Raw genomic sequence first — 21,457 nt, 5'->3', positions numbered from 1 at the left:
GAATAAGGTTTGCTAAAATAGCAATTAGGGATTACACTAATGTTACTTCCACTTTAAAGTTTTTATCAAAACATCCATGTCCTTTTTGATAAAGGTGAGTACGGGTTGGATAGAATCAAGCCGTGGTTCGGTGCGGAAGTATAGTGCGCCCCGCAGGTAGTGGTGGGTACTGTCGGTTAAAAAAAATTGGGCGTTTGATGCCGTGTTACCGTCTATGGTGTAATACAAGCCATAAACCTTTCGCTCGGGGTGGGCAATATAGGCTTCATCTATAGAAGATGCTTTGGCGGTATGTTTTGATGCAAACAGGTAGGCATCTTCAACCAACTCATTAAACATTTTTTTGGAGGTAATTTCCTCGTAACTTAAATGCAGGGTGCCTTTAAATTGCGGAAACTGTACGTTTAACCAACAAGGTTTTGAGCCGCGCATACTATCAAGCTCAACAACGGCATATTTTGGATAATCGAAAGTAAAGGGGCAGCCGCCATTGTATTGCTGGTAAGCCTTAGCCGGAAACTCGATACGGAAAAAGCCGCGCGGCTTTGGCGAATAATCGCGGTTGCCGCCGCAAGCCGATAACAGCATGGCCAGTACAATTACCCAAGCAGTAAACCTCACGGATGTATGGTTTTTGAGTTCCATATTTCCCATGATTTTTCGGCCTGTAGTACCAGCATTTCGTAGCCGTTTTTTATAGTGGCGTTATGCTCAAGGCCCTTTTGCAGAAACAACGATACTTCGGGATTATAAACCACATCGTACAATAAATGCTCGTTACCTATAAATTGATAGGGTATTGGTGCGCATTCGTTTACGTTGGGCGATGTACCCAAGGGCGTTGTGTTGATGATGAGTTTATGCTCCATCATCATCTCTTCGGTTACATCGGTAAACAAAATGGTGTTTGGGGTGTGGCTGCGCACTACCGAAGTGTACTCGATATTTAACTGGTTCAATACAAATTTTACGGCCTTTGCGCCGCCGCCGTTACCCAGTATTAACGCTTTTTGATGCGCGTTGGTGAGCAATGGTTTTAACGACATTTCGAAACCATAAATATCGGTATTAAACCCTTCTAACCTAAAATCGTGACCTTTTATACCTACCTCACCGTTAAAGGCCGCCATAACCGGGCTTTCGCTGGATATGCGGATGCAGTTAACTGCGCCAACCTCTTTAGCGTCGGGATTAACCCAGTCCAGGTATTTCATCACGCTTATTTTATGCGGAATGGTTACGTTCAATCCGCACAAGTCGGGGTATTCGTGTATTAAGGGCAGCAGGCCGGATATATGTTCGAGCGGAAACAGATCGTATTGGTGGTCGGTAATTTTGCCTGCCGTAAATTTATCCTCAAAATACTTTTTTGAAAAGGAGTGTGTGAGCGGATAACCTATTAGCCCGAAGTGTTTCATATTGTTTTTTTTGATTACACCGATTGCATTTGATTCCACCGATTATTAGAATTGATTGCGCCGATGGATTGATTTAAACCAGCTTGTATATAACAACCAAAACTACACGGTTTGTTTGATTTTAAAAATCAGCAATTCGCAATAAAATTAAAATCGGTGAAATCAATCCTAATAATCGGTGAAATCAAAAACAAAAATCGGTGAAATCAATCCTAAATCGCTAAAATCACAAATTAATAAAATGATCGAAGGTATCGCTGCGGAGGCCTAAACGCAGGGTTTCTAAGGGTATCATATCAAACGGTGCAATGTTGCCCAGGTTTACATTGGCACCCAGTAGCTTAATAAACCAAACCTGCTGTGCTTTTTGCGGAGCTTCCCATATAATGGTTTCTTGCGGTATTTGGGTTAATATCTCATCAACCAAACCCTGGCGCACCTCGCCCGAATCGCGGTAGATGCCTACATTGCCACTTTCGCGAGCTTCGGCAATTACTTTCCACGAGCCGGCTTCAATTTCGGCGTTCATTAATTTAATCCATTTGTAGGGCGCAAATATTTTTTGCACATCCTTTGAGCCCACTTCGGATATTACGGTTATCTGCTCGCTTAACTTGCGGATGTATTCGCATTTTATATCGTGTTCTATGGTGATAGAACCATCAGACACTTCGCAGTACTCCATTTTATATTTTTCGAGTATGCGGCGGTAATCGTCAAACTGGTTACGAATAATAAAAGCCTCAAACAAGGTACCCCCAAAGTATACCGGCAATTTGGCATCGCGGTATATCTGTAATTTTTCTTCGAGTTTGGGCGTAACAAACGACGTAGCCCAACCTAATTTTACAATATCCGAATGCGGACCGGCTACTTCAATAAAATCTTCTACCTGGCGGCAGCTTAAGCCTTTATCCATCACCATAGTTAAACCATGCTGACGGGGTTTAACCTGGCGCTCGGGGAGGTTGTTTAAATGATAGTTCATTGTGTGTTTTTATTATTACTTATGGTTATAGACTATAACCATAAGTTTTCCAGGCAAATATCCGAAAAAAAAAAGAGCTTCTCAAAAAAAAATATGATTTGAGATTTTTACAGCAGTTTTGCGCTTATCTTAATGCTAGCCTTTAAGGCTTCCACATCAGCACCATTCAAAAATAAGCGCAATAGCAAATCGCCATTCAATCCTTCAAAATTAATCTGGGGGGGGGGATATTGTAAGATTTTATTTTGTGCTTTTCTTAATTCCAAGCTTTGTCGCTTCCATTCAATCCCTCAATCATTCAATCCTTCAAAATTAATCTGGGGGGGGATATTGTAAGAATTAAATTTGTGCTTTTCCAATTCCCAAGCTTTGCAGTTTCCACATCAGCACCATTCAAAAATAACCAATGATGCTAAATCCCTATTCAATACTTCAATCATTCAATCCTTCAAAATTGATCTGGGGGGGGGATATTGTAAGAATTAAATTTGTGCTTTTCATGTTTCCAAGCTTTGTAGCTTCCATTCAATCCCTCAATCATTCAATCCTTCAATCCTTCAAAATTAATCTGGGGGGGGGTATTGTAAGAATTAAATCTGTGATTTTCCTGTTTCAAGCTTTGCGTTTTCCACATCAGCATCATTCAAAAATAAGCATAGCACCAAATCCCCATTCAATCCCTCAATCATTCAATCCTTCAAAATTGATCTGGGGGGATATTGTAAGAATTAAATTTGCGCTTTTCCTGTTTAGAGCAGATAGCCGCTCCTTACCCCAACACCCCAACCACAACAAACTTTTCAAACACCTTTTCGGTATGCGGGGCATCCTTCAGTTCGTCGGTTAAATCCTGCCCGGCCCAGTGTTCGTAGTGTTTGCCGTTTCGCCATAGGCGGCTGTCGGTAACGTCGTATATCATGCCCAGGTAGGCAACCCATATTTGGGGCTTGTCTTGCCCGTTACGCAGGGCCAGTTGGCTTTTGGTATAGGTTGGTAGTTGCGGAGTGCCTAACATGCTTTTTAATTCAAAACCTTAATAACTTAATAACTAATTAACCGCTTTGCCTTTACGGTAATATTCAAAAAAGGCAATATTCATCAGCAATAGCGCCATTAAGTAAAAATGGTCTTCCAGCGGTATGGTGCCTACCCTGGTGCCCAGGTTTTGGGCGTTGTTATAAAGCACAATGGGCACGCCCGTTAGTATGCCGTTAACAATATAAAAAGGTATCAAAGTAACTGCATAGGCCATAAAAAAACGGTTTAGCCACTTTGCGCGCAACACAAACTGTATGTAAATAAGCAAAGGCGCCAGTGTGCCAAAGGTAACCAGGGTATAAAGTTTATGGTAGTTAAAGCAGCAGTTTAGCAAGCTATATACCACAGTGGCACTGCACATTACGCCAACAATAAAATCGGCAGGTTTCCATTTAACGTAGTAGTTAAGGCACTGGTAAATAAAAATGCAGGCAAAGGGCACGGTTAAAAAAAACAATACCTCTTCAAGCGGTAGCCCTGCAATGCTTAGCCCCAAAATGTAATTAGGGTTAAAGCTCCAAACGCCATTAAGGGTAAAAAGTATGTCCCAGGCTAAAAATATAAAGCCGGTTATGGCCATGCCGGGCCAAATAAATTTCCAGCTTTTGTAAAAAGCTACGCGCTTATCAAACGATAGCACAATAGGGAAAAACACGGTAGCAATGTTAATAAACAGGTAAGCATAATGCGTCATAAAGCGGCCAATTGTTTATAAAGCTTATCGTTTTCTACCACGGTGCAGCGTTTGCAGTCTATCAAAAATTTAATAATGCTTATGGTAAGTTCTTTATCGGCGGTGCCATAATTTTTACGGTTTAGCTGGGTTAACATCTCCTGCATATCGGCATCAAGGTTTTTGCCAAAACCCAAAAAACCCGGTACATTATGCTGTATAGAAAACCGCATAAACAATATTTCAATATTATGCGGATCTTGGCTAACAGCCTGTTGCAGTTGCTTTTCCGATAAGTTTAAGTACTTTATCTTGTTATAAGGGTTCCAGGTGTGCTTTGCCTTCAGGGCATCAAGCGCGCCAATATAGGCGGTGGTAAGCGGTGTTTTCTTTGCCGACAGGTTAAGCGCGTTGTATAACGAATCGGTAACGCGGCCGTTATCAATAGCCAACAACAATTGTTTGCGCAGCACTTTAAGGTCGGGCTGGCCATCGGCGCGGCAAACGGCGCACGTAAAGCTTAAAATAATTGCTAAAAATAAACCCCTCATATCATATTAAACCTTTGCTTTAACAGGGCCTTAACGTATAGTGCCATTTTATAACCGTCGTTAATGCGTACTCGTTTTTGCAGTATAACCTGCGGCGAAATACCTTTTATTTTTTTAAAAAGCTGTAAATAATACACATACGCCACATAAACCCCCAACCTGGCAGCTTTGGGCAGGCCGCGTATCCCGGTAATGGCATTATCAAAATCTTGCTGAATATCGGCCTCTATTAGCTGCTTATCGCGAAGGGTAAAACCGGCAAAATCCACACCGGGGAAATAGGTGCGCCCCCGCTCCTCAAAGTCCGACCGCACGTCTCTCAAAAAATTCACTTTCTGAAAAGCCGCACCAAGGCTACGCGCCCCCGGCAGTAATTTTCTGTACAGTTCATCGTCGTTACTGCAAAAAACCCGCAGGCACATCAGCCCCACAACCTCCGCGCTACCGTAAATATATTCCTGATAGCCTGTTTCTGTGTAAGCCGTTTTTTCAAGGTCCATCTCCATCGATCGTAAAAAGGCCTCAATCAAATCCTTCTCAATACGGTATTTGTTAACCACGTATTGAAACGATTGTAAAACCGGGTTAAGGCTAATGCCCTGCTCAATGGCTATAAAGGTTTCCAGCCTAAAACCGGCAATCAGTTTTGCTTTATCGTGCCCGTGAAAAGTATCCACAATTTCGTCGGCATAGCGTACAAAACCATAAATAGCATAAATAGCATCCTGGCAACCCTTATCAAAGGCTTTTATGCCCATGCCGAACGAAGTACTGTATTGATGGGTAATTACTTTACTGCACTTAAAGCAGGTTTCGGTATACAAATCCATTTGGTTGGCCATACGCTTCACAAACTTATATATAATTTATCATTCAATCAGCAGTGATAAAAAACAAACTAAAAGCGTATCCTATTCATCATTAACAAAAAAACGCTTAAAAATTGCGCACATTGCATGCTTAGTAAAACTTTCAAAACAGCTCCTGCAATTTTAGCACATATGGCAAGCTTGCGTGCTAATAACTTAAAGCCAGCTTTTTCTTTTTTTTAACCCAAAAAACAACACTTTCGGTTCAAAAACATTCGTTGTCACACCACTATCACTATATATTATAGCTTCGCTAATATCTCTAACATTTGCTTAATTTGCAGGCAAATTAAACATGAACAACCCCCAAAACATTATCGTTATAGGTGCCGGTTTCGCCGGTTTATCCGCCGCATCCGTGTTGGCAAAAGAAGGCCATAAGGTTACCATTCTCGAAAAAAACGATCAGCCCGGTGGCCGGGCACGTGTTTGGGAGAAAGACGGCTTTAAGTTTGATATGGGCCCAAGCTGGTATTGGATGCCCGACGTTTTTGAAAATTACTTTGCCCTGTTTGACAAAAAAGTAACCGACTACTATCAGCTTACCCGGTTAGACCCCGGCTATCGCATTTATTATGGCGATAACGACGAGATGGACGTACCCGCCGGTATGCAGCAACTTGAACAATTGTTTGATAGTATTGAGCCCGGCAGCAGCGCAGGCTTAAAGCAGTTTTTAATACAGGCCAAATACAAATATGAGGTTGCCATGTGCGATTATGTTTTTCGCCCCTCGCACTCCATTACCGAATTTATTGATCTGCGCCTCATCCGCGAAAGCCTGCGCATTCAAATGCTCAGTAGTATGAGCAAGCACGTGCGCAAGTATTTTACTAATCCTAAACTAATTAAACTGCTGGAGTTCCCGGTGCTGTTTTTAGGTGCCACGCCCCAAAATACCCCGGCCATGTACAGCCTCATGAACTATGCCGATTTATCACTGGGCACCTGGTACCCTATGGGCGGCATGAACGAAATTGTAAAGGCTATGGTTAGCGTTGCTACCGGCTTAGGTGTACAAATTAAGTTAAACACCGCCGCAACAAAAATAAATGTAGTTAACGGCAAAGCACAATCTGTTGATACCAACCAGGGCACATTTAACGCCGATTTTATTATTGCCGGGGCCGACTATAAATTTGTTGACCAGCAACTACTTGATAAACAATACCGCAACTATACCGAAAAGCACTGGGATGGCCGCACCATGTCGCCCTCAAGCCTGGTGTATTTTATTGGCGTTAACAAAAAGTTACCGGGCATAAAACATCACAATTTATTTTTTGATGAAGATTTTGATCTCCATGCCCACCACATCTACACCGATCCGCAATGGCCGGATAAGCCATTGTTTTATGTATCGTGTACATCACAAACCGATGATAGCGTTGCACCTCCGGGTTGCGAAAATTTATTTTTCCTGATGCCCCTGGCTCCCGATTTGCACGACGATGAAGAAACCCGAGAAAAGTATTTCAACATTATGATGGATCGCTTTGAAGCCATTACCGGCCAAACCATCCGCAACAACATTGTTGTAAAACGCAGCTACGCCCTAACCGATTTTAAAAACGATTACAACTCGTACAAAGGCAACGCTTATGGCCTGGCCAACACCCTTGCCCAAACGGCATTTTTTAAACCGAGCATGAAAGCCAAAAAGGTAAAAAACATGCTCTACACCGGCCAGCTAACCGTGCCGGGCCCTGGAGTACCGCCGGCTTTAATATCGGGCCAGGTAGCAGCTAAAGAAGCGATGAAGTTGATGACAGGGGAGTAATGGTATTATAACCCAAAATAAAAATGGCCCGCTGTTTAAAACGGGCCATCTTCTATATATATGTTGAGTTTATGTGCTAATAATTAATCTTCTTCGGCATATACGGGTTTTTTAACGCCGTTGTCATAAGCTTTTAAGTTCTTTTTTAACAGTTTACGCGCTACGTGTATGCGTGTTTTAACTGTACCGATAGGGATTTCCAAATGATCGGCTATTTCGTGGTATTTGTGCCCGTCAAAATACATCGTGAAGGGTACAAAGTAATCTTGCGGTAATTTATCTAAAGCGCGTTTAATATCGTCCATCACAAATTTTGCTTCGCCCTGGTTTTTAGTTGAGCTAAAAACTAAGTTTGGTGATGATATTTCATCGCTCTTAGTAACAAAAGTGCTCATCTTAACAAAACGACGATAATTGTTGATGAAGGTATTTTTCATGATGGTATATAACCATCCTTTTAAATTAGTGCCTTCTTTAAACTTATTGTAATAAGTTATTGCCTTTAACATTGTATCTTGAACAAGGTCGTTAGCATCATCTGCGTCATGTGTAAAGTGAAGTGCATATGACCTCAACGAACTTGCCTGACGTAGTACCATTGTGTTAAACTCAATCTTTGTCATAGTGTTAAATGTTTGTGATTAATAACTAAACAAACATAGTACCGCTTTATCTGTATCATTAAATAACAATACCAGTTACCGGCATAACATTAGCGTGAACCAATTTTAACTTTGGTATAAAAACACGCTAAACACCTGTTAGACACTTTAATGACAAACCGAATTGCTTAACAAAAATAAATTAGAATGAGATATTGAGGCTAAAAAAGGACTGTAAATGACTGTATAGTTTTCAAAACAATTTTCAAAAATTATACAATATTTACTTCACGCTCCAGCATAACGCCAAATTTACTGTACACACTGTCTATGATTTGCGACGACAAATTGTATACCTCCAGGCCGGTAGCCCCGCCATGGTTTACCAGCACCAGTGCCTGGTTTTTCCAGGTGCCTGTATTGCCAAGCACTTTACCCTTCCAGCCGCATTGCTCAATGAGCCATCCGGCGGCCAGCTTTACCAAACCGTCTCCAGCCGGAAAGTTAACCACCTCCGGAAATGCAGCTTTAATGGGTTCAAATTCGGCAGCCGGTATTACAGGGTTTTTAAAAAAGCTGCCCGCGTTGCCTATGGTTGATGGATCTGGCAGTTTAGATACCCTGATGTACGATACCACCTGCGAAACATCTTTAATAGTAGGTTGGCCTATGCCACGGTTATTGAGCTCCTGCTCAATGGCGCCGTAGCGCGTATTGATATTTGCCACAAGCGATAGCCGGAACTTAACGCCAACGATAATATACTGCCCCTTATGCTGTTTAAATATGCTATCGCGATAGCCAAAGTTACAGGCTTCCTTATCAAAAAACTTAAATTGGCCGGTAGCAATTTCAAATGCGCGGCAACTTTCAAACACATCTTTAAGCTCCACGCCGTAGGCACCAATATTTTGTATGGGCGATGCTCCTACCGAACCTGGTATCAGGCTTAAATTTTCCATTCCGGCAAATTCCCATTTCACGGCATAGTTAACCAGGTCGTTCCAAACTTCGCCGGCACCGGCTTCAATAAAAACATCGGTATGGTTAATACGGTGCTCAATACCACGTATGTTAATGCGGATAACTAAGCCCTCAAAAATTTTTGTAAGTAGTAAATTACTTCCGCCGCCAATTACCAGCCGTTCGGTAGTTAGCCATTGCGGGTCCATAAACAGTTCAACCAAATCGTTCTCGTGGTTTATCTCCACAAAATACCGCGCCGAAGCATCAATACCAAAAGTGTTAAAGTTTTTTAAAGATACGTTTTGGTGAATTTGCAGCATAGCTTATAAAGTAATCAAAAAGTAATGGTTTAGTGTTTTATAACGTTGGGTTTCCATCAAAAAAGGCAGAGATAAATTCTCGTTGGGGTAATTATTAAACTTTTGCAATACCTTAAATGGAATGCGCTGTTTTATCAAATGCGCCACCAAAGTATCTTCAACCAAAACAACTGTATTTTTGTTTTTAGTTGCAATTGCGCTATCCAAATTAATAAAGGTAAGCCTGCGCTTTGCATAAAACTCAAAAGGGTCGGGCACCTCAAAAGCCGCTATAACTAGTTTATCGGCTTTCAGGTGTGTGTTCAAATATTTTGCGGCCTGCACCTCGCCTTTATATCTCAATAATTCGGGATAAACCACAGTTATAATAAATAGGTTAATAAGTACGGCTACGCAGCAGGTATTTAAAAACACAAATTTCACACCGCCCAAAGTTTTTTTTGCATAGGCACCCGCATACAAAACCACAAGCGCAGTAGCGGCAAAAAACATAATGTTGTGCCCGCCGTAAACAAAAACTAATGCAACAATTAAAAGCACCAGTGCAAGCCATATCACTTGCTGTATTATAGTAAAAAGCTTGCTTTTACCCTCATCAAAAACCTGCTTTATATACACCGCCGTTATCATAGCAAAAAACGGAAACAATATATTGGTGTAAAACGGCAACTGAAATTGCGAAACCGAAAAAATGAGCAACATAGGCAACGCTCCCGAAAGGGCAACATATTCGGGCAGTTGAGTACCTTTTACAATTTTCCGGATATTTAAAAACAGGGCAATATAAAATAGAAACGCCCAGGGTGCAAAGGCCCAAAGCAGGGTATGCACAAAAAAGAATTTATCGCCGTCAACACGGGTAATATAGCTGGTACTGTTAAAACGCCCAAACTGGCTGTCCCACAAAAACCAGTGAATGCCCGATACGCCGGTATGGTTAAACACCACCTTTTCGGGATGCAAATCAAACTGTACATATAGGGTATATATTTCGGGCAAAATAAATATGACGGTTAAAATTACAGCAAACAGCCAGCGCCATTGAAACAGGCCCTTAAAATCTTTTTTCAATAAATAATCGCCAATAATGGCCGTACCTATGGGGATGAGTACGTAAATGCCCTTAGTCATTACGGCGCAGCCTGCAAATAGCGTAGCCAGCAATAAATGGGCGATACTAAAATTTTGCTTCACCTTATAAAAGTGGTACACGCTGCCCATCAGCAAACCCATTATATAAGGTTCGGCGCGCACATCCGTGTTAGACATAACGGTATGCTGGGCCGTTAACAAAACCAGCGCTGCAATAAGCGCGGTATCAAACCCGTAAAACTTTTTGGTGAGTTTATAGGTGTAAACTACGGCCATAAAGTAAAACAACAAAGCCGGGAGTTTATAAGCGAAGGTGGTAAAACCAAAAACATTAAAACTTAAAGCCGCCATCCAGAATGGAAAATGCGGTTTATCCAGCCAATCCTTCCCACGGTAAATTAAATCGGTATAGTTATGGGTTTGCACCATGTTTTTGGCAAGCAAACCATATAGGCCGGGGTCGTTAGTAAAAAAATCGGTAGCAATGCCCGCTATATTAATGGCTATAGCCAACAGTAAAACAACCAGCCAGGGCCGCTTATCAGCATTAAAAATAGCTTTAAAAGCTGTGTCCGCTGGGGTTACAGGTTGTGCGCCGAGTGCAAAAAGGTTTGGGTTATCCACTATCCTAATCAATCAAAAACCAAAAATAGGCAAATAACTTTTAAACCCAGTTTACAACCGCAACACTATTTACCCGAAAGGTAGTTTTTTATCTTCTTAAAAAAGTCATCCTTCCGGGGTTTGCTCTGCCCGTCGTGCGTAAGCCCGTTTTTTAAATGATGATCCAGCTTTTGGGCATATTCGCGCGTGGCGGCATCTCCGGCCAGTTTCATCTCACTAATAAATGGGTTTGCATAAGCATTCAAAGCCGCGTTTTGCGATACCGTATAATACCGGCTCGCGCCCGATGCATTAATATTATCGTTTCCAGGCAACTGCTCATTCTCGCCAAACAAATCGATATGGTAAATCTTCGGGTCCAATTTTTCCAATCGCTTGGTTCCCTTACGCTCATTGCGCCAGGGGTGTTCCTTATATTTTAACTGCGCCATCAAAAACGTTTTTTTCCAAACAGATACCTGGTGCGACATCAGGTAACCACTCTTCTCATTATCCAAAACCGCAACCGCCAATCCATTAATAAACGCGCCTGTTGCCTTGGTATGGTACACGCTATTGCTTGACAATTTGAACAAGTTAATTTGATTACCTACGGCAAAGCTGATAATTTTACCGATTGTATCGGCATCAACCAGCCCGGTAAGCCACATATCCTCCTGGAAATAGATTACGTAATCTTCCGGTATCTGTTTCAAACCATTCAGCAACCTGTCGCTCCATTCACCCTTGCCGGTTTTGATATTGGTAAAGATGTTCGATTTATAGTCATCTTCCTCAGTCAAAAAATAATAGCTAATTTTCACATCGTGGTACGGCCAATATTTTTTAAAAAAATAGTCGAAGCCAGGGTACAGTAACTTGTACCTATCGCAAGTATGAACAATGAGGGCGATGGATTGCATGTATTGCAAAGGTAAATTATTTGAACCTACATTATAAATATAGTATATTTGAGTATACCCACATCAGTAGATGTTGTTATGCTTAAAATAGCTTGTTATGATACGTACAGAAATAATAGCAACCTCCGAAGAAGTTTCCTTCAACATCCCTGAAAACTATATCGGAAAAGTTTTAGAGATCATCGCCTTTACCAAAGACGAAGGTTTAACCGATGCACCTGTGATAAAAAAAACACCAAAATTTACGGTGCTGCATACAGATGTAAAAGATTATAAATTTAATCGCGACGAGGCAAATGAGCGATAAGGTTTTCTTGGATACCAATATAGTTGTCTACTCACATTCGGACTACGACCTTGTAAAACAGACCAAAGCTCAAGCAATAATTCTTCAACAACAAACGATAATTAGTACTCAGGTAATTCAGGAAACAGCTAATACATTAAATAAAAAGTTAAAAAACACCTGGCCTGAGGTTATTAGTGCTTTATCGAGCATAACTAATAATAGTGAGGTTCACACCAATACAGATAAAACAATATTACTTGCTTGCACCATAGCCGAAAAGTACCGGTTTTCCTTTTACGATTGTTTGATAATTGCCGCCGCTCTGGAAACAGAATCCCAAATTCTCTACTCCGAAGACATGCAGCATAATCAGCTTATTGAGAATAAGCTCCGGATAGTTAACCCGTTTAGATAAACAACTTTAGCAGGTGTGAGCGATAAGCACTTAGAGTTTAAAAAAACAAAAAACATGTCTTTGCGAGGAACGAAGCAATCGCACGGAGGTAAATCACTCACCATTCTACGAACAATTCCCCCCTATCGTTCTCAAAGACAAGTTATTAATCACAAATACTTCTTCTCCGTAACCAACAACCCAAACTCCTCAGCCGGTTCCTTCTCCATCGATTTATGGTGAATTTTATGTGCCCTACGGATGCGCAGCAAATATTTATTATTGGTTTTAAAAGCCTTGAAACGGTTGTGTATAAACCAATCGTGAAAAACGAAGTAGATAATGCCGTATGTGCTAATGCCTCCACCTATCCAAAAGCGACAATCTAAACCCAAATGCCCCAGCCACATCAGCCACAAAGCAAAAGCCGAAAAGCCCAAACTAAAAACATCATTCAACTCCAGCCAGCCGTGCCGTTGCTGATGGTGCGTTTTATGAATAAACCACAGCGGCCCATGAAACAAGTACTTATGAATTGCCCACGACATTGCCTCCATCCCGGCAATGGTTATAATGAGAATCCCGATATCAATCAAAACTTCCATAGGCTTATAAAAAAGCAGCTTTATATTAAATATAAAGCTGCAGTAATTGTTTTATCAATAAATCCGAAATCGAAATTCCGAAATCCTAATTAAATATGTATCGGCCTGTTATCCGTAGCTGCCAAACAAGCTTCGCGCATAGCTTCGGTATAGGTTGGGTGCGCATGGCTCATGCGGCTAATATCCTCGGCGCTGGCGCGGTATTCCATAGCAACAACGGCTTCGGCAATCATATCGGCGGCACGCGGGCCTATTATATGTACACCTAAAATCTCGTCGGTAGTGCTATCGGCCAAAACCTTTACAAAACCGTCCATATCACCACTGGCTACGGCCCTGCCGCTGGCTTTAAACGGGAACGATCCTGTTTTGTATTTTACGCCTTTTTCTTTCAACTGCTCTTCGGTTTGGCCAACGCTGGCAACTTCGGGCCAGGTATAAACTACGCCCGGTATCAGGTTGTAGTTAATATGCGGCTTTTGGCCAGCAATAGTTTCGGCAACAAAAGTACCTTCATCTTCGGCCTTGTGGGCAAGCATAGCACCGCGCACCACATCGCCAATAGCGTAAACACCTTTAACGCTGGTTTCCATATGGTCGTTAACGGTAATTTTACGGCCACGTTCTTCAACCTTTAAACCTATATTTTCTAAACCTAAACTATCGGTATAGGCCACACGGCCAACGGCAACCAGGCAGTAATCGCCTTTAAGTTCCATTTTATCGCCTTTAGGGCTATCAAAATTAACGGTAACTTCTTTGCCCTTTACGCTTGCGCCGGTTACTTTATGGCCCAGGTAAAACTCCATACCCAGTTTGGTTAAAACCTTTTGCAGCTCTTTACCCAAACCTTTATCCATAGTTGGTACAATGCCATCCATAAACTCAATTACCGATACCTTGGCGCCCAAACGCGCATAAACCGAACCTAATTCCAGGCCAATAACACCGCCGCCAATTAACACCAAATGCTTGGGCACTTCGGTTAAGGTTAAAGCTTCGGTACTGGTAATAATGCGTTTTTTATCGATAGGCAAAAACGGCAGTTGCGATGGTTTTGAACCCGTTGCAATAATTACGTTAGTGCCGGTAATGGTTTCTTCGGTACCATCGGCCTTGGTTATTTTGATGGTGTTTTTATCAACAAACGACCCCATGCCCTGGTAAGAGGTAATCTTATTTTTTTTGAACAGAAAAGATATACCCGCTGTGTTTTTTTGCACAACCTCGTTTTTCCGTTTAATCATTTGTGGCATGTCAACCTTTAAATCCTTTAGCTTAATACCGTGCGTTGCAAAAGTATGCGCAGCATTGTGGTAATGTTCGCTCGAATCTAACAAAGCTTTTGAGGGGATACAGCCCACATTAAGGCAGGTACCGCCAAAAGTGGCGTATTTTTCAATACAGGCAGTTTTTAAACCAAGCTGGGCACAACGTATAGCGGCTACATAACCACCCGGACCCGAGCCAATAACAACAACATCATATTGCATAATATATAATTTTAAGGCGCGGCAAAGTTAAACATTATCAAACCGCTAACGAAATATTAAGCCATTACTTTAACGCCAACCTATTCAAAATTGTATCATTTTCATATAAGTTACTTGGTATAACCTGCTTTACTTAAATTAGCTTTTTAAACTGACTGTTATTATCATGAAAAAACTTTTACTCGCTTTTTGCCTCGCAGCCTGCTTTACCACAGTTTGCGCCCAGCCGGTACCCGCAACGCAGGAAACCGAAGATGCAGCATACATTAAGGCAAACTACACCAAAATGCAGCAGTACATTACCATGCGCGATGGTAAAAAACTCTTCTGCTCCATTTACCTGCCTAAAGATCAAAGCAAAAAATACCCTATCATGATGACCCGTACACCCTATGCAGTAGGGCCTTACGGCGACGATAAGTTTAAAACCACGCTTGGCCAAAACATGCTTTTTGCACACGAAGGCTACATTTTTGTTTACGAAGATGTACGTGGCCGCTGGATGAGCGAAGGCGATTTTGTTGACGTTCGCCCACAAATTGATAACAAAACCAGCAACCAGCAAATTGACGAAAGCACTGATACTTATGACACCATTGACTGGCTGGTTAAAAACCTGCCCAATAACAATGGCAGGGTAGGCATTGAGGGTATCTCCTACCCGGGTTTTTACTCAACCGCATCGTTACCAAATGCGCACCCGGCGTTAAAAGCGGTATCGCCGCAGGCACCCGTTACCGAGTGGTTTATTGGCGACGATTTTCATCACAATGGTGCCTTTTTCCAAATGGATGCCTTTTCTTTTTTAACCAGCTTTGGCGTACCGCGGGCAAAGCCATTAACGCCCGATTTGTTTAAAAACGGCGTTAAATATACCCAGCACGATAATTATAAATTTTACCTGGAATTAGGCGCACTGCCCAACTTTAAAAAGAAATACCTTGGCGATTCGGTTAAGTTTTGGGATAACATGATGAACCACCCCAATTACGATGCCTTTTGGCAGGGTATGAACATTCGCCCGCATTTAACAAACATTAAGCCTGCCACTATGGTTGTAGGCGGTTTTTTTGATGCCGAAGACTGCTTTGGCGCTTTGCATACCTATCAGGCTTTAGAAAAGCAAAACCCGCAAACGCATACAAACATGCTGGTTATGGGCCCCTGGTTTCACGGCGGCTGGGAACGCGGCGACGGCGAAACATTTGGCGATCAAAATTTCGGACAAAAAACAAGCCTTTGGTTTCGCGAAAACGTGGAGCTACCCTTTTTTAATTATTATTTAAAAGATAAAGGCGATATGCAACTCCCCGAAGCTACCATATTTGTAACCGGCAGCAACGAGTGGCATAAGTTTAATACCTGGCCACCCCAAAACACGGTAGAAAAAACTTTATATCTTCAGGCTAACGGCAAACTTTCTTTCGCGCCGGCTAAAACCAAAACGGCCTCGTTCGATGAGTATGTGAGCGACCCTGCCGCACCCGTACCCTACCAGGATGGCATACAGGAACGCCGCACCCGCGAATACATGATAGACGACCAACGCTTTGCCTCCCGCCGCCCCGATGTTAAAACCTACCAAACTGAGGTTTTAGCTGATGACATCACCTTAACCGGCCCCGTTGTGGCCAACCTGTTTGCATCAACCACCGGCACCGATGCCGATTTTGTTGTGAAACTGATAGATGTTTTCCCCGACGATTTTCCAAACCCGGTTCCTAATCCCAAAAACATAACCCTGGCAGGCTACCAAATGCTGGTTCGCGGCGAAATATTTCGTGGCCGTTACCGCAAATCGTTCACCAACCCGCAGGCTATGGTTCCGGGCCAGGTAACCAACATTAACTACAACCTGCCCGATGTTGCCCACACCTTTAAAAAAGGGCACCGCATCATGATACAGGTACAAAGCTCATGGTTCCCGCTTGTTGATCGTAATCCGCAAAAATTTGTTGATATTTATAAGGCGAAGGATTCTGATTTCCAGAAGGCTACCATTAAAATATTTCATAATGATGCGGCAGCTTCGAGCGTAAAGGTAACGGTGTTGCAATAACCATAAAACAGTTCAGTTTCGAATTTTTAATAATAAGGGACAGAATATAAGTTTCAAGCATTGGGGTGGTGCGATTCCATCCCAACGGGAGGGTGCAGGGATGGGTTTATGCGAGAACAAGGCGAATAAACCCCTCCCTGCACCTTCACAGCCTAACGCACCCCTCCCCGAGGAGGGAATAAAAAAATCGTTTATCGTATGATGGACTTACGCTCAAGATTAGAATAAAAACATATTGGTAACAAATAACGAAAAGAGCATTTTTAAACAATACATAATGAAACTACACCGCCTTTTAACAACCGTATTTATTATAGGTACATGTGCCCTAAGTGCCCTGGCCCAACGCTCCCGCCCTGCATTTACCCATGCCGATAGCTTACGCGGCAGCACTACGTCGCCGCTGCGCACCTGTTACGATATTAATTATTACCACCTTGATGTTAAAGTTGATATCGACCAAAAAGCCATCAGCGGCAGCAATCTGTTCAAATTTACCGCCACTACCGATTTTAGTAAACTACAGTTCGACCTTTTTGCAAACCTCACCATCAACAACATTTTATACCAGGGCAAGCCATTGCCTTATACCCGCGAGTTTAATGCCGTGTTTGTAACCTTCCCAAAAACCATAGCCAAGGGAAGCAAAGAGCAGTTTACCGTTTACTACAGTGGCAAGCCAACCATAGCCAGCAATGCACCCTGGGATGGAGGCTTTGTTTTCGCTGCCGATTCGTTAGGTAAACCCTGGGTATCTACCGCCTGCGAGGGCATTGGCGCAAGCTGTTGGTGGCCAAATAAAGACCAGCTTTTTGACGAAGTAGACAGCATGATGATTAGCATTAGCGTGCCAAAAGGCTTAAAGGATGTTTCAAACGGCCGTTTACGCAAAACTACCGATTTAAAGGATGGATACACCCGTTTTGATTGGTTTGTTGCCAACCCCATTAACAACTACGATGTTTCGGTCAATATTGGCGATTACCAGCACATAGCCGATACCTACGATGGTGAAAAAGGCAAACTCACCCTGGATTATTGGGTATTGCCCGAGCATTTGGCAAAAGCAAAAAAGCAATTTGATGCTAACGTAAAACCTATGCTAAAAGCATTTGAGCATTGGTTTGGCCCATACCCCTGGTACCAGGATGGCTATAAACTTGTTGAAACGCATTATTTAGGTATGGAGCACCAAAGTGCCGTAACCTATGGTAATAAATTTCAAAACGGCTATTTAGGCCGCGACTTATCGGGAACGGGCTGGGGATTAAAATGGGACTTTATTATTGTTCACGAAAGCGGCCATGAGTGGTTTGGCAACAACATTACCGATAAAGATATTGCCGATATGTGGATACACGAAGGGTTCACCAACTACTCAGAGTCGTTATTTACCGAGTACTATTACGGCAAACAAGCCGGTCAGGAATATGTGCATGGCACACGCCGCGCCATCCGGAACGACGAACCCATTATTGGCACCTACAACGTAAACAAAGAAGGATCGGGCGATATGTATTATAAGGGCGGCAACCTGCTTAATATGGTACGTACCGTTATTAACGATGATGAAAAATGGCGACAAATACTGCGCGGATTAAACAAAACTTTTTATCACCAAACGGTAACCACCCCCGATATTATAAACTACATTAATCAGCAATCGGGTATGGATTTAACAACCATTTTCGATCAATACCTTCGCCACAAAAACATCCCTGTATTAGAGTTTAGGTTTGATAACGATAAAACCTACTGCCGCTGGATAGCCGATGTTAACGGCTTTACCATGCCGGTAAAAGTAAGGGCCAAAGGCGGCCAATACATTTATATATCGCCATCAACCTATTTGCGCCCCGTGAGCATGCCGGGCATCACTAAAGAAAATTTAGAGGTTGATACTTTTAACTATTACATAGGCGTATTGGTTGATTAACCCCCAGCTCCCTAAAGGGGGAGTAAAGTGTTTTCTGCGCCGTTAGGTGCAATATGCGGGTGTTTTTTTACCTGCATATTGCACCTAACGGCGCTTTTGCGCGGCGGTAATCAAAGAGTAGGCTAACATAGGCTCTCCCCAAGGGAGTTTTTTTTTAATAGCCCCTTTCAGCAAATTCAGGCAATAATCAAAACGGTTCGGCTTAATCTATTTTACTTTTCATGTAACCAAACCTATCTCGCGCGCGTCTTAAATAAAAAAACGGATACAATTATGAAATTACTGACCAAACTTTTATTTACAGCAGCCGCGCTGCTTTTTATAAATACAGCTTTTGCTGAAACCCAAAACAGGCACTTAACAGGTTTTAATGCCATACAGCTTTCCGGTTCGTACGATGTTTATATTACCCAGGGCGCAACCGAATCGGTAAATGTTGAGGCCCCGGCCAACGTGATTGATAAAATAATAACCGAGGTACAGGGCGGTGTTTTAAAAATATACAGCCGTAACGAGAATGGTTGGGGAAACTGGTTTGGCAGCAATAAAAAAATGGCAATTTACATTAACGCCAAAGATATTAACAGCATAGGCGTTTCAGGCTCGGGCGATGTTTTTTTTAAGGATGGCATCACCACCAATAGCCTAAAAATACGCATATCGGGCTCGGGAGATGTATTGGGCAAGGTGCATGTAAAAAACTTTGAAGCAGGCGTTTCCGGCTCCGGCGATTTAAAGGTTAGCGGCAGGGCCGATTACTCTAACATTACCGTATCTGGCTCGGGCGATGTTTCTGCACACGATTTAGCAACCGGCACCTCCATAGTTCACGTAAGCGGTTCGGGCGATGCTACGGTATACGCCAGCGAAAAAATCGACGCCTCGGTTTCCGGCTCCGGCGATATCCGCTATGCAGGTTCGCCTAAACAGGTTTCAACCTCAACACACGGTTCGGGCGATATACACCGCATGTAATAAATTTCAGCATTGATATAGTAAAAGCGGGCAATTAAAAGTTACCCGCTTTTTTTATGACTTCTGTTAAGTTAATAGTACTAAATCCTAAGTCAAAAGTTAGCTCATTCTTTTTTTGACTAAAGACTTGCGGCTAAACACTATCCGTCATTACTCTACCACCAAACTAATTACGGGGCTATTTCTCGATCCCGCGAAGGGTGTTGTACGGATAGAAAACAGCAGGTCGTACTTGCCTTTAACAAGCGGCGCCGTAAGGTGGAAAACATAATTGCGCTCATGCAGTTGCGAAATAGTGATGGTGTTAAAATCGGCACCAGCTAACTGCGTTCCCTTAATATTTCCCAACTGAAAAAAGCAGGCTTCCAAATATACCTGGTGAAGTTGCTTATCGTTACTAAAATCTAAATTGTGCGTGTACGGGTTGTTGATATTAATGCGGATATCTGTTTGCTGGCCGGGTTTTAATTTCATGGTTTTTACGGGCACATCAATATTTACCTTTTGATAGGTGCGCACATCGTTAACCCAAAGCGTGTACCATTTGAGGTTATACTCGTCAACTACCGAATCGGTAGTAAAGCCGGGTTCCCAGGCATCCTGCATATAATAGGCGCGCTTGTGCTGCATACTATCTTCAATGGGCCAGCTATCGTATTGTGTTTTACGGTAATAGCGCGAATCGTAAGATATGGCTTTAGCCGAATTACTGTAATAATTGTATTTAGATGGATCCTGAAAGCCGTCGCGAATAATGAGATAGTTATTGCCTATAATGCCGTGTACCTGCTGCGTCCAGTTACGGAACCCGAAATAACTTTTAAACTGCCCCACCTGCATCACAAACGGAAACTGAAATACCAGTGCCACCCGTATAAACAATATTAAAGCGATGTTAATGATAGATAGCCTGTAAAACCACTTTTGCGGCACTACCAATTGCTTAAAACTAATTAGCACCAGCATCATAAGGGGTACAAACGCAATAAGCGTCCAGTGCATTTGCACTTCGCCTTTTAAGGTTGTGGCCATAAAAAACAAAAAGGTGCCAATACAATTAACCACCAGCGTGCGCATAAAAACATCTTTAATTTTTACCTTAAAGGCGGCATAAAATAAAAACCAACCCACCAACGGCCCGGCCATTACCAACTGCCCAAGCGGATACAGGTAAGTAAATTCGGCACTGTATTGCTCGGCAGAACGGTCAACCAAATGGTATTTAAGCGATGGGTAGTTGTGGCTTATCTGCCATAAAACGTGTGGAATGTACAGCACCGCAGCCAGTACTGCAATAAGCCAAAAGGTTTTGCGGGTAAGTAGTTTTACATTGGCACACACGGTAAAACCAATAAGCAGCACACCATGATATTTACTGTATAGTAAACATGCTACTATTAACGCCAATATAAGAGCGAGCAACCAGGTGTCTTTTTCAATATATTTTTGATAGAAATAATAAAAAAGTACCGTAAAAAATAGCAGTGGCGAATCGGGCGTGGTAGTAAACCCATACATGTGGAAAATAAACAGGCTTGCTGCCACCAATATAAACCATTTGGCATCAACGGCATACCTTTTAAGTATGAGCCAGATAACGTACAACGAAGCCGAATTGGTTAGCACAGTTAACAGGCGCAAGCCTAATTCGTTGTGTATTAAACTATCGCCTATTTTAATAAAAACGGCCACCATTGGCGGGTGGTCAAAATATCCCCAGTCTAAAAACCGGGAATACATCCAGTAGTAAGCCTCGTCGCCGTGTACCTCAAGTGTGTACGATTGGATAAGGTTAAACGCCGTCCAAAATAACAGGAAATACCAGATGGGTTTGTTGGAAGGTGATATGGTTTTTGTTTCTTGCATTTGATATAGTAACTGCG

21 protein-coding genes are annotated in these 21,457 nt (G+C 42.4%); 6 read left to right on the top strand and 15 right to left on the bottom strand.

Annotated elements, in window-relative coordinates; genetic code table 11:
• Positions 1-42: 42 nt before the first annotated feature.
• The 8 genes from gldD to BDD43_RS08830 all read right to left on the bottom strand — a co-directional run bounded on the left by gldD (position 43) and on the right by BDD43_RS08830 (position 5,510).
• Positions 43-645: a gliding motility lipoprotein GldD gene (gene gldD / locus BDD43_RS08860; RefSeq protein WP_121197341.1), complete on the bottom strand. Its 603-nt coding sequence runs from the start codon at positions 643-645 to the stop codon at positions 43-45.
• Positions 618-1,418, bottom strand: a complete 801-nt coding sequence (locus BDD43_RS08855) for a shikimate dehydrogenase family protein (RefSeq protein WP_121201936.1) — start codon at positions 1,416-1,418, stop codon at positions 618-620. Before BDD43_RS08855 ends, gldD begins: the two co-directional genes overlap by 28 nt.
• 226 nt (positions 1,419-1,644) lie before the next feature.
• Positions 1,645-2,406, bottom strand: coding sequence for a phosphosulfolactate synthase (locus BDD43_RS08850; protein ID WP_121197340.1), 762 nt, complete (start codon positions 2,404-2,406; stop codon positions 1,645-1,647).
• Between the two features lie 107 nt (positions 2,407-2,513).
• Positions 2,514-2,672, bottom strand: a complete 159-nt coding sequence (locus BDD43_RS29955) for a hypothetical protein (protein ID WP_162847008.1) — start codon at positions 2,670-2,672, stop codon at positions 2,514-2,516.
• 503 nt (positions 2,673-3,175) lie between these two features.
• The gene (locus BDD43_RS08845; protein WP_121197339.1) at positions 3,176-3,421 is read right to left on the bottom strand and encodes a cytochrome b5 domain-containing protein; all 246 of its coding nucleotides are present in this window, start codon (positions 3,419-3,421) and stop codon (positions 3,176-3,178) included.
• 33 nt (positions 3,422-3,454) lie between these two features.
• The gene (locus BDD43_RS08840; protein ID WP_121197338.1) at positions 3,455-4,138 is read right to left on the bottom strand and encodes a lycopene cyclase domain-containing protein; all 684 of its coding nucleotides are present in this window, start codon (positions 4,136-4,138) and stop codon (positions 3,455-3,457) included.
• The gene (locus tag BDD43_RS08835) at positions 4,135-4,668 is read right to left on the bottom strand and encodes a hypothetical protein (RefSeq protein WP_121197337.1); all 534 of its coding nucleotides are present in this window, start codon (positions 4,666-4,668) and stop codon (positions 4,135-4,137) included. The genes BDD43_RS08840 and BDD43_RS08835 overlap by 4 nt, the downstream gene beginning before the upstream one ends.
• Positions 4,665-5,510 (bottom strand): phytoene/squalene synthase family protein, encoded by an 846-nt coding sequence (locus BDD43_RS08830; protein WP_246001501.1) that lies wholly within the window; start codon positions 5,508-5,510, stop codon positions 4,665-4,667. The genes BDD43_RS08835 and BDD43_RS08830 overlap by 4 nt, the downstream gene beginning before the upstream one ends.
• Positions 5,511-5,832: 322 nt before the next feature.
• Here BDD43_RS08830 and BDD43_RS08825 point away from each other — a divergent pair, with 322 nt between their 5' ends.
• Positions 5,833-7,317, top strand: coding sequence for a phytoene desaturase family protein (locus tag BDD43_RS08825; RefSeq protein WP_121197336.1), 1,485 nt, complete (start codon positions 5,833-5,835; stop codon positions 7,315-7,317).
• 83 nt (positions 7,318-7,400) lie between these two features.
• On the opposite strand, the gene BDD43_RS08820 is transcribed toward BDD43_RS08825, so the two are convergent.
• From BDD43_RS08820 to BDD43_RS08805, 4 genes are all read right to left on the bottom strand, one after another.
• Positions 7,401-7,940: an RNA polymerase sigma factor gene (locus BDD43_RS08820; protein WP_121197335.1), complete on the bottom strand. Its 540-nt coding sequence runs from the start codon at positions 7,938-7,940 to the stop codon at positions 7,401-7,403.
• Positions 7,941-8,191: 251 nt separating this feature from the next.
• Positions 8,192-9,205, bottom strand: coding sequence for a UDP-N-acetylmuramate dehydrogenase (murB, locus tag BDD43_RS08815; protein WP_121197334.1), 1,014 nt, complete (start codon positions 9,203-9,205; stop codon positions 8,192-8,194).
• Between the two features lie 3 nt (positions 9,206-9,208).
• Complete coding sequence (locus BDD43_RS08810) at positions 9,209-10,921, bottom strand: ArnT family glycosyltransferase (protein ID WP_121197333.1); 1,713 nt, start codon at positions 10,919-10,921, stop codon at positions 9,209-9,211.
• Between the two features lie 65 nt (positions 10,922-10,986).
• Entirely contained in the window at positions 10,987-11,823 is an 837-nt protein-coding gene (locus tag BDD43_RS08805; RefSeq protein ID WP_121197332.1) for a hypothetical protein, read from the bottom strand.
• Between the two features lie 97 nt (positions 11,824-11,920).
• On the opposite strand from BDD43_RS08805, the gene BDD43_RS08800 reads away from it, so the two are divergent.
• Both BDD43_RS08800 and BDD43_RS08795 read left to right on the top strand, forming a co-directional pair.
• The gene (locus BDD43_RS08800; RefSeq protein ID WP_121197331.1) at positions 11,921-12,130 is read left to right on the top strand and encodes a hypothetical protein; all 210 of its coding nucleotides are present in this window, start codon (positions 11,921-11,923) and stop codon (positions 12,128-12,130) included.
• Positions 12,120-12,527 (top strand): PIN domain-containing protein, encoded by a 408-nt coding sequence (locus BDD43_RS08795; RefSeq protein WP_121197330.1) that lies wholly within the window; start codon positions 12,120-12,122, stop codon positions 12,525-12,527. The genes BDD43_RS08800 and BDD43_RS08795 overlap by 11 nt, the downstream gene beginning before the upstream one ends.
• Before the next feature lie 149 nt (positions 12,528-12,676).
• Here the strand turns inward: BDD43_RS08795 and BDD43_RS08790 are convergent, their stop codons facing one another.
• Positions 12,677-13,111, bottom strand: coding sequence for a sterol desaturase family protein (locus BDD43_RS08790; protein WP_121197329.1), 435 nt, complete (start codon positions 13,109-13,111; stop codon positions 12,677-12,679).
• 89 nt (positions 13,112-13,200) lie between these two features.
• Entirely contained in the window at positions 13,201-14,604 is a 1,404-nt protein-coding gene (gene lpdA, locus BDD43_RS08785; protein ID WP_121197328.1) for a dihydrolipoyl dehydrogenase, read from the bottom strand.
• A 166-nt stretch (positions 14,605-14,770) separates the two neighbouring features.
• On the opposite strand from lpdA, the gene BDD43_RS08780 reads away from it, so the two are divergent.
• The 3 genes from BDD43_RS08780 (at position 14,771) to BDD43_RS08770 (ending at position 19,574) form a co-directional block, all read left to right on the top strand.
• A complete protein-coding gene (locus tag BDD43_RS08780) occupies positions 14,771-16,663 on the top strand; it encodes a CocE/NonD family hydrolase (protein WP_121197327.1) in 1,893 nt (630 codons plus the stop codon).
• Positions 16,664-16,940: 277 nt separating this feature from the next.
• Complete coding sequence (locus BDD43_RS08775; RefSeq protein ID WP_121197326.1) at positions 16,941-18,599, top strand: M1 family metallopeptidase; 1,659 nt, start codon at positions 16,941-16,943, stop codon at positions 18,597-18,599.
• 273 nt (positions 18,600-18,872) lie between these two features.
• The gene (locus BDD43_RS08770; RefSeq protein ID WP_121197325.1) at positions 18,873-19,574 is read left to right on the top strand and encodes a head GIN domain-containing protein; all 702 of its coding nucleotides are present in this window, start codon (positions 18,873-18,875) and stop codon (positions 19,572-19,574) included.
• A 150-nt stretch (positions 19,575-19,724) separates the two neighbouring features.
• On the opposite strand, the gene BDD43_RS08765 is transcribed toward BDD43_RS08770, so the two are convergent.
• Positions 19,725-21,440 (bottom strand): ArnT family glycosyltransferase, encoded by a 1,716-nt coding sequence (locus BDD43_RS08765; RefSeq protein WP_121197324.1) that lies wholly within the window; start codon positions 21,438-21,440, stop codon positions 19,725-19,727.
• Positions 21,441-21,457 lie beyond the last annotated feature (17 nt).

Source organism: Mucilaginibacter gracilis (assembly GCF_003633615.1).
In the GTDB taxonomy this organism is placed as follows: Bacteria; Bacteroidota; Bacteroidia; order Sphingobacteriales; family Sphingobacteriaceae; genus Mucilaginibacter; species Mucilaginibacter gracilis.
The sequence above is the reverse complement of the archived record's forward strand: the minus strand, read 5'-3'. Positions and strand labels throughout refer to the sequence as shown.

Excerpts from the sequence above, each read along its gene's own strand:
- gldD (WP_121197341.1), bottom strand. The coding sequence starts at position 645 with ATGGAACTCAAAAACCATACATCCGTGAGGTTTACTGCTTGGGTAATT.
- BDD43_RS08855 (WP_121201936.1), bottom strand. The coding sequence starts at position 1,418 with ATGAAACACTTCGGGCTAATAGGTTATCCGCTCACACACTCCTTTTCA.
- BDD43_RS08850 (WP_121197340.1), bottom strand. The coding sequence starts at position 2,406 with ATGAACTATCATTTAAACAACCTCCCCGAGCGCCAGGTTAAACCCCGT.
- BDD43_RS08845 (WP_121197339.1), bottom strand. The coding sequence starts at position 3,421 with ATGTTAGGCACTCCGCAACTACCAACCTATACCAAAAGCCAACTGGCC.
- BDD43_RS08840 (WP_121197338.1), bottom strand. The coding sequence starts at position 4,138 with ATGACGCATTATGCTTACCTGTTTATTAACATTGCTACCGTGTTTTTC.
- BDD43_RS08835 (WP_121197337.1), bottom strand. The coding sequence starts at position 4,668 with ATGAGGGGTTTATTTTTAGCAATTATTTTAAGCTTTACGTGCGCCGTT.
- BDD43_RS08830 (WP_246001501.1), bottom strand. The coding sequence starts at position 5,510 with ATGGCCAACCAAATGGATTTGTATACCGAAACCTGCTTTAAGTGCAGT.
- BDD43_RS08825 (WP_121197336.1), top strand. The coding sequence starts at position 5,833 with ATGAACAACCCCCAAAACATTATCGTTATAGGTGCCGGTTTCGCCGGT.
- BDD43_RS08820 (WP_121197335.1), bottom strand. The coding sequence starts at position 7,940 with ATGACAAAGATTGAGTTTAACACAATGGTACTACGTCAGGCAAGTTCG.
- murB (WP_121197334.1), bottom strand. The coding sequence starts at position 9,205 with ATGCTGCAAATTCACCAAAACGTATCTTTAAAAAACTTTAACACTTTT.
- BDD43_RS08805 (WP_121197332.1), bottom strand. The coding sequence starts at position 11,823 with ATGCAATCCATCGCCCTCATTGTTCATACTTGCGATAGGTACAAGTTA.
- BDD43_RS08800 (WP_121197331.1), top strand. The coding sequence starts at position 11,921 with ATGATACGTACAGAAATAATAGCAACCTCCGAAGAAGTTTCCTTCAAC.
- BDD43_RS08795 (WP_121197330.1), top strand. The coding sequence starts at position 12,120 with ATGAGCGATAAGGTTTTCTTGGATACCAATATAGTTGTCTACTCACAT.
- BDD43_RS08790 (WP_121197329.1), bottom strand. The coding sequence starts at position 13,111 with ATGGAAGTTTTGATTGATATCGGGATTCTCATTATAACCATTGCCGGG.
- lpdA (WP_121197328.1), bottom strand. The coding sequence starts at position 14,604 with ATGCAATATGATGTTGTTGTTATTGGCTCGGGTCCGGGTGGTTATGTA.
- BDD43_RS08780 (WP_121197327.1), top strand. The coding sequence starts at position 14,771 with ATGAAAAAACTTTTACTCGCTTTTTGCCTCGCAGCCTGCTTTACCACA.
- BDD43_RS08775 (WP_121197326.1), top strand. The coding sequence starts at position 16,941 with ATGAAACTACACCGCCTTTTAACAACCGTATTTATTATAGGTACATGT.
- BDD43_RS08770 (WP_121197325.1), top strand. The coding sequence starts at position 18,873 with ATGAAATTACTGACCAAACTTTTATTTACAGCAGCCGCGCTGCTTTTT.
- BDD43_RS08765 (WP_121197324.1), bottom strand. The coding sequence starts at position 21,440 with ATGCAAGAAACAAAAACCATATCACCTTCCAACAAACCCATCTGGTAT.